The 5,490-nt window shown below is 44.8% G+C and carries 7 protein-coding genes; 3 read left to right on the top strand and 4 right to left on the bottom strand.

What is annotated here, in order from left to right; translation table 11 throughout:
• Positions 1 to 794 (bottom strand): aminotransferase class I/II-fold pyridoxal phosphate-dependent enzyme (locus MHN01_RS15005; RefSeq protein WP_239412087.1); only part of this gene is annotated, 794 nt, incomplete at its 3' end.
• 178 nt (positions 795 to 972) lie between these two features.
• Here MHN01_RS15005 and MHN01_RS15010 point away from each other — a divergent pair.
• A complete protein-coding gene (locus MHN01_RS15010) occupies positions 973 to 1,842 on the top strand; it encodes a LysR substrate-binding domain-containing protein (RefSeq protein WP_239412088.1) in 870 nt (289 codons plus the stop codon).
• 74 nt (positions 1,843 to 1,916) lie between these two features.
• Here MHN01_RS15010 and MHN01_RS15015 read toward each other — a convergent pair whose 3' ends face one another.
• Entirely contained in the window at positions 1,917 to 2,813 is an 897-nt protein-coding gene (locus MHN01_RS15015; protein ID WP_239412089.1) for a GyrI-like domain-containing protein, read from the bottom strand.
• 176 nt (positions 2,814 to 2,989) lie between these two features.
• Here MHN01_RS15015 and MHN01_RS15020 point away from each other — a divergent pair, with 176 nt between their 5' ends.
• A complete protein-coding gene (locus MHN01_RS15020) occupies positions 2,990 to 3,145 on the top strand; it encodes a hypothetical protein (RefSeq protein ID WP_175577600.1) in 156 nt (51 codons plus the stop codon).
• 146 nt (positions 3,146 to 3,291) lie between these two features.
• Here the strand turns inward: MHN01_RS15020 and MHN01_RS15025 are convergent, their stop codons facing one another.
• Entirely contained in the window at positions 3,292 to 4,128 is an 837-nt protein-coding gene (locus tag MHN01_RS15025; RefSeq protein WP_239412090.1) for an AraC family transcriptional regulator, read from the bottom strand.
• 176 nt (positions 4,129 to 4,304) lie between these two features.
• Between MHN01_RS15025 and MHN01_RS15030 the strand changes: the two genes are divergently transcribed.
• The gene (locus MHN01_RS15030) at positions 4,305 to 4,715 is read left to right on the top strand and encodes a YHS domain-containing (seleno)protein (protein ID WP_239412092.1); all 411 of its coding nucleotides are present in this window, start codon (positions 4,305 to 4,307) and stop codon (positions 4,713 to 4,715) included.
• A 183-nt stretch (positions 4,716 to 4,898) separates the two neighbouring features.
• On the opposite strand, the gene MHN01_RS15035 is transcribed toward MHN01_RS15030, so the two are convergent.
• Positions 4,899 to 5,393, bottom strand: a complete 495-nt coding sequence (locus MHN01_RS15035; RefSeq protein WP_239412091.1) for a DUF3592 domain-containing protein — start codon at positions 5,391 to 5,393, stop codon at positions 4,899 to 4,901.
• Between the last annotated feature and the right edge of the window lie 97 nt (positions 5,394 to 5,490).

The following is a 5,490-nucleotide window of genomic DNA, read 5'->3' on the forward strand; positions in this document are numbered from 1 at the left end:
ATCCCATCACTCTCCAAGGCCCGCAGAGCAATCTCCGCAACAGGATCAGCGATAGGATAAGGAGCAATGAGTCTTGAGATGTATTCCATCACACTGCTATCTGCCAATAAGAAACCGCATCGAATAGCTGCAAGGCCAAACGCTTTCGACAAGGTTCGAATCACCACCAAATTAGGATATTGCTCAATCAAATTCACCACGCTGGTTTCAGGTGCAAATTCAATATAAGCCTCATCAACAACAATCAGGGTTGTTTCCCTGCCCGCTTCAAGCAAGGCGATGATATCGGCTTGCTCAACCACATTGCCGGTCGGATTGTTGGGCGAACAAAGAAACAGGATCTTGGTATCAGCTAACTGCCTGGTTATCGCAGGCATATCTAGCTGGAAGTCCTCTAACAACGGCGCTTTTACCGCCTCAACCGCAATCGACTCGGCGCAAAATTCATACATCGCGTATGTCGGCGGACAAATCATGATCTTGTCGGCACCGGGCTGACAAAACGTTCTGATCATCAGATCAATAGCTTCATCCGCACCGCGAACAGCCACTGCCTCGCAGCGTAATGTATCGCCTGTTCCCCGGCAGTACTCCAAATAGGCATTGGCTAGATCATGGGGAAGAAAGTCAGGATACCGATGATATTCACCATCCCCGGCGCCATATTGACAACTTTTTTCCAGTTCATTGGCATTCAGCCACAAGTGTCCACTACCACCGATTCTTCGTGCAGACTGATAAGGTATGAGTTTTCCTACTGTCTTGGGTACCAAACGTGATGCTAACGAATTCACTGACAACCTCCAAGTGCTGCATACTTCACGAGATAGAAAGACCAATCGTGCATTTTCATGCATTAAATACGAATTAATTATCTCAACAATTTCTTGTTTTGATTATAAACAGAGCAAACTTGAAATCTGAATCGAAATCTCGGCATACTAGCCATGAGAAAATAACATGGCTTGAGTAATGAATAATCGCACCCCGACAATGAAAGAGCTGCAATCCTTTCTGATAACAGCCCAGCAGCTCAATTTCACCACAGCCGCCCAAATTCTGAATATTACCCAGGGCGCTGTCAGCCGCCAAATCATCAGCTTAGAAGAGCGACTAAAAGTTCGGCTTTTTAACAGGCATGCACGGGGGTTGACTCTGACAAGCAAAGGCCTGGAATTTCTGCCACTGGTCGAAAATGCAATGAATCATATCCACCGTGCGGTTGAGCAAGTCTCCAGCGACAAGCGGCAAATCAAGCTCAAAGCACCAAGCTGTATCACATCCTGGTTGTTACCAAGGCTGATGTCATTTCAGCAGGCCCACCCTGATATCGATGTCGAGTTAACCTCGGCAATTAAGCACAACGTAAATTTTGCCTCCGAATCCTTTGATGCGGCTATTTGCTATGGCAAGCAGCCGAAGCAAAGCGATCTCAGCGCCATCCTGTTGTTTGAAGAGTCGCTCTCGCCGATGTGTTCACCAGAACTACTACGCGGCAGCCCCCAAACTCTCGAAGCCGATGAGATGACAAACTATACTTGGCTTCATGCAACACCTCAGAAAAGTGACTGGAAATTATGGCTGGCTCATTGTGGCGTTACATCGGCAACCAGCGAACAAGACCAACACTTTGCTACATTGGATTTAGCGGTGAGTGCTGCGATGCAAGGCTTTGGTATTGCCGTAGGTGACATTATTCTGGCCAAACAAGATCTTGATTCTGGCCGTCTGATCCGGCCAAACCCGATAGCGGTTAACTCAGGAAATGGTTATTACCTGGTCAGGCCGACGAATATTAAAAACCCGTCTCTGGATTTGCTCTTTGAGTGGATAATTGATTGAGAAAAGAAACGTAATGACGCAGAGAAAGCTCCACTTTCTCTGCGTCTAATAACAACTAGCGATACGCCTGAAAATTATGCCTTTATTGGCTCACAGAAACTAACATCGGCAACTCGGGTCTCGGGATTGTAGCTGTGGTACAACTCAAAACACGGCCTGTCGTCGACTTCCAATCCTGAAGCAACAATTTGTTCCATCAGGCTCTCCCAAAATGTACCGTACTGACTTTGTTCTGTCACCGTTTCACGAATCGATGCATAGCTGCCAGCAGGCAGTTTCTTCACTTCAATCCCCTGGCTGCCATCAGTTCCTTCCGGTACGGTCAGGCAGATATCGGTACGACATTTATCTGCTGGCGTGGCTTCCGGATTGTCATGATAGATAAATATACACTGACCATCTTGTAACCCTTTTGCACCTGCCCATTGGTACAGTTTCCCTAAAGCGGGTTCATAATTTTCTCCATAGGGCCCGGTAACACGCACATACGCCAGACAGCGTTCTTCGAACAATTCAGTTTTCATGTTCTCACTCCTTTGTGGTTGATATCCACCACTATAATCATCGGAGAGAGAGCTTTCGTGTCCAGACTTGCGAAGGGTGTGTCCAATCTTGCTATTTCTCAACAGCGCTGAATATTCTTCAAGCGTTGTGCAATTTCGGATCTCGGTTGGGGTAACACCAAAATAGAGACGAAATGCTTTGGCCAGGCTTTGTGAGCTGGAAAAACCATGATCGAGAGCGACTTCTGTCACACTAGACTTCTTGAAAAACAACTGTTGTGCGGCATTTTGCAACTTCAAGCGTTTGATATGATTGGCTAACGTTTCCCCCGTCACGGCTTTAAATATCCGATGAAAGTGATGAGGAGAAAGGTTTGCCATTGCAGCAACTTGCTGGAGGTTCACTGATTCGGCGTAATGTTGTTCCAGGTAGCGGATAACTGGGGTTAACCGTTGTAAATAATCCATTTCACTCAGCTCTTTATCTTGTATTGCCAAACGACATCATAGTCATCGCATCTTAAAACACCGCAGCCCAAAATCAACTCCACGCCTTTAAAGTTGCACATTACAAGGTAAGAAAATGGGAAACGACTAAGCTTATAGAGTGTTAAACACTGCACAAACAACACTAAGGTTGGACTATGCTCGATTGGCTAAAAAACATCTTTTCTCCCAGACAAGATACAGCTGATGACAATCTGGTAGAGAAACAAACAGATGAACAAGAACTACGCGATAGTAACAAGCAGGAGAATATTGCCCGAGGTTCCTCTTCAGAGGATGAAACCGATCAGTAAGGTGACACCGTCACGTATCGACAGGTAAGCCTAGGTATAAAAGTCTAAGCCATGAGAGTCGAGTCGGCCAAAAAAGAGTGCGCTCAACAGAACCTACTCGACTCCCATGCAGACAACATCTTCACCATTAAATTCGAACACTTTCATCACACCGCCTCTTCCGAGAATGACTCCAACCATGCTTTCGGTGACTGACCCGTTTTCTTCCTGAATGCTCGGGCAAAGCCGGAAGTATTGCTGTACCCAACCTCATCGGCTACACGACTGATTGCCATCCCTCGTTTCAGCAAGCTTTGCGCTATACTGATTTTCCAGCCTAAAATGTAATCTCCTGGTGGCACGCCCAACACTTTTCGAAAGGTATCTATAAATGTAGTACGAGACATAGCCGCCAAATGGGCCAGTTCAGAAATAGATTCTGATGAACCGGGGTTTTGGTGAATAGCCAACAGCACCGGCGCAAGTTTAGGGTGGCTCATTCCGGCCAGCATTCCTTGTTTAACGACCCCTTGTGAGACCAGCTCGCGCATTAGCATCACGACCAATACTTCGGTTAACCTGTCCATCACCAATGTTCGCCCGTTCTTGCAGCTGTGTACCTCTTCAAACAAGCTACTCACTACCCCGGTTAACCCCGGACAACGAGCCAACGGCAGTAATACCATTTCCGGTAACGTATTTGCGATAGGATTATGCTTCCCTGCCCCATAGCTGATTTCAGCGCAAACCACTTCAGCTCGGTCGTTTTGGTCAGCTAACAAACGGTGAGGGATGGGTTGCGGGAACAATAGCAAACTAGGTTCAGTTAGCTGAATTTTCTCGCCGCCGTTTTTAACGACAGTGAGCTTACCTTCTTTTAGCAGGTGTAAATGACCGACGGCATCTTGGGCTTGCTCAACCTGCGAGACCCCGCATAACTGTCCAGAATAAAACCCGCCCGCTGAAACAGAAAACCGGTTCAGCACATCTGACAATGGATCCATGGCCATCTCCGTACGATCGGTATTGAAAACCGAATTATAGTATCTCAAAAGTTCGAACTTTGGGTATAGATTATAGTTACTGTCAATCGGTAATTTGAAAACGGAGATTCACCATGAACATGTTCATTAAATTTCTGCGCCTCATCGCGGTAACCTCGGCCCTGAGTATTTCCACTATGGTATTCAGCGCAGATATCGACGTAAGCGCAGATAGTAACGATGTTGCAATTAAAGGATACGATCCTGTTGCCTATTTCACCGAGAGCAAGGCGGTAAAAGGCAACCAAGCGTTCACTGCTACCTATAAGAATGCCATCTTCCAATTCAGCAGCGCAGACAACCGCGATGCCTTCAAGGCTGATCCCGAGAAATACGCACCGCAATACGGCGGTTACTGTGCTTTTGGTGTGGCGATGGGCAAAAAGTTTGAAACCGACCCGAATGCATGGAAAGTGGTTGATAACAAGCTATATCTGAACTTGGATAAGAGTGTTCAGAAGCGTTGGCTGGAAGATGTACCGGGCTATATCAACACTGCCGATACAAACTGGAGCACTATTAAGACAGTCGAAGCCGATAAGCTGTAACAATCAAAGCTCTTTCAACATCCAGTATTTACAGCTCTAATTGAACCGAAACACTGCAACTGAAGCTCTGGCACTTCACCGAAACTTTAGTTGCAGTATTCAAAAACACCTCAAAGCTAACGGTGTGAGCTTTGCTTTTTATCCAACTAGTCAAAAAGTTACACAACAACTTACCTTAAAATCCTAATAGCTAAAGGTAGCAAGATAGTAAAAAAACATACCAATAAGATTTAGAAAAATAAAAATCGGAGATGCATCAAAGAACAACTCATACATGGCTTTATCGATAAAGTCAGTTAATTTTTCAACTTCATGTTCTGCTGGATTTTTAATAGAATAGTAAATCTTAATCGATGATCCTTTCGGGTAATTTTCAACTAAACTTTTTCCGCCGTCTCCATATCTCCTTATTTTTCTAGGAATATAGTATTTACCACTATATGATTTGCCATCCACGATATATGTGTATGTAATGAGAGCTTCTTTTTTTAAGTTCCCATCCTCTGCAAACATGCCATATTCTGACCAGTTAACCCTCCCATTTACAGTATGCTCTTCACTATATGCTCCGTAAATTTTACGACAAGCACGTATGTAAATGTAAAGTGTGAAGAACCCAGCAACGACTGTATATATCGCACCAAATGAGCTAATAAAATACTCTTCATAAAATGTCATATTTATCAGTTTTCTTCTTTTGTATTAAAAACGTCACTCATGAATACGCATAAATGCCCCAATAGAATATTCTACATCACTAGATTAATTGCTCTAC

It is taken from the genome of Photobacterium sp. OFAV2-7 (genome assembly GCF_022347985.1).
In the GTDB taxonomy this organism is placed as follows: domain Bacteria; phylum Pseudomonadota; class Gammaproteobacteria; order Enterobacterales; family Vibrionaceae; genus Photobacterium.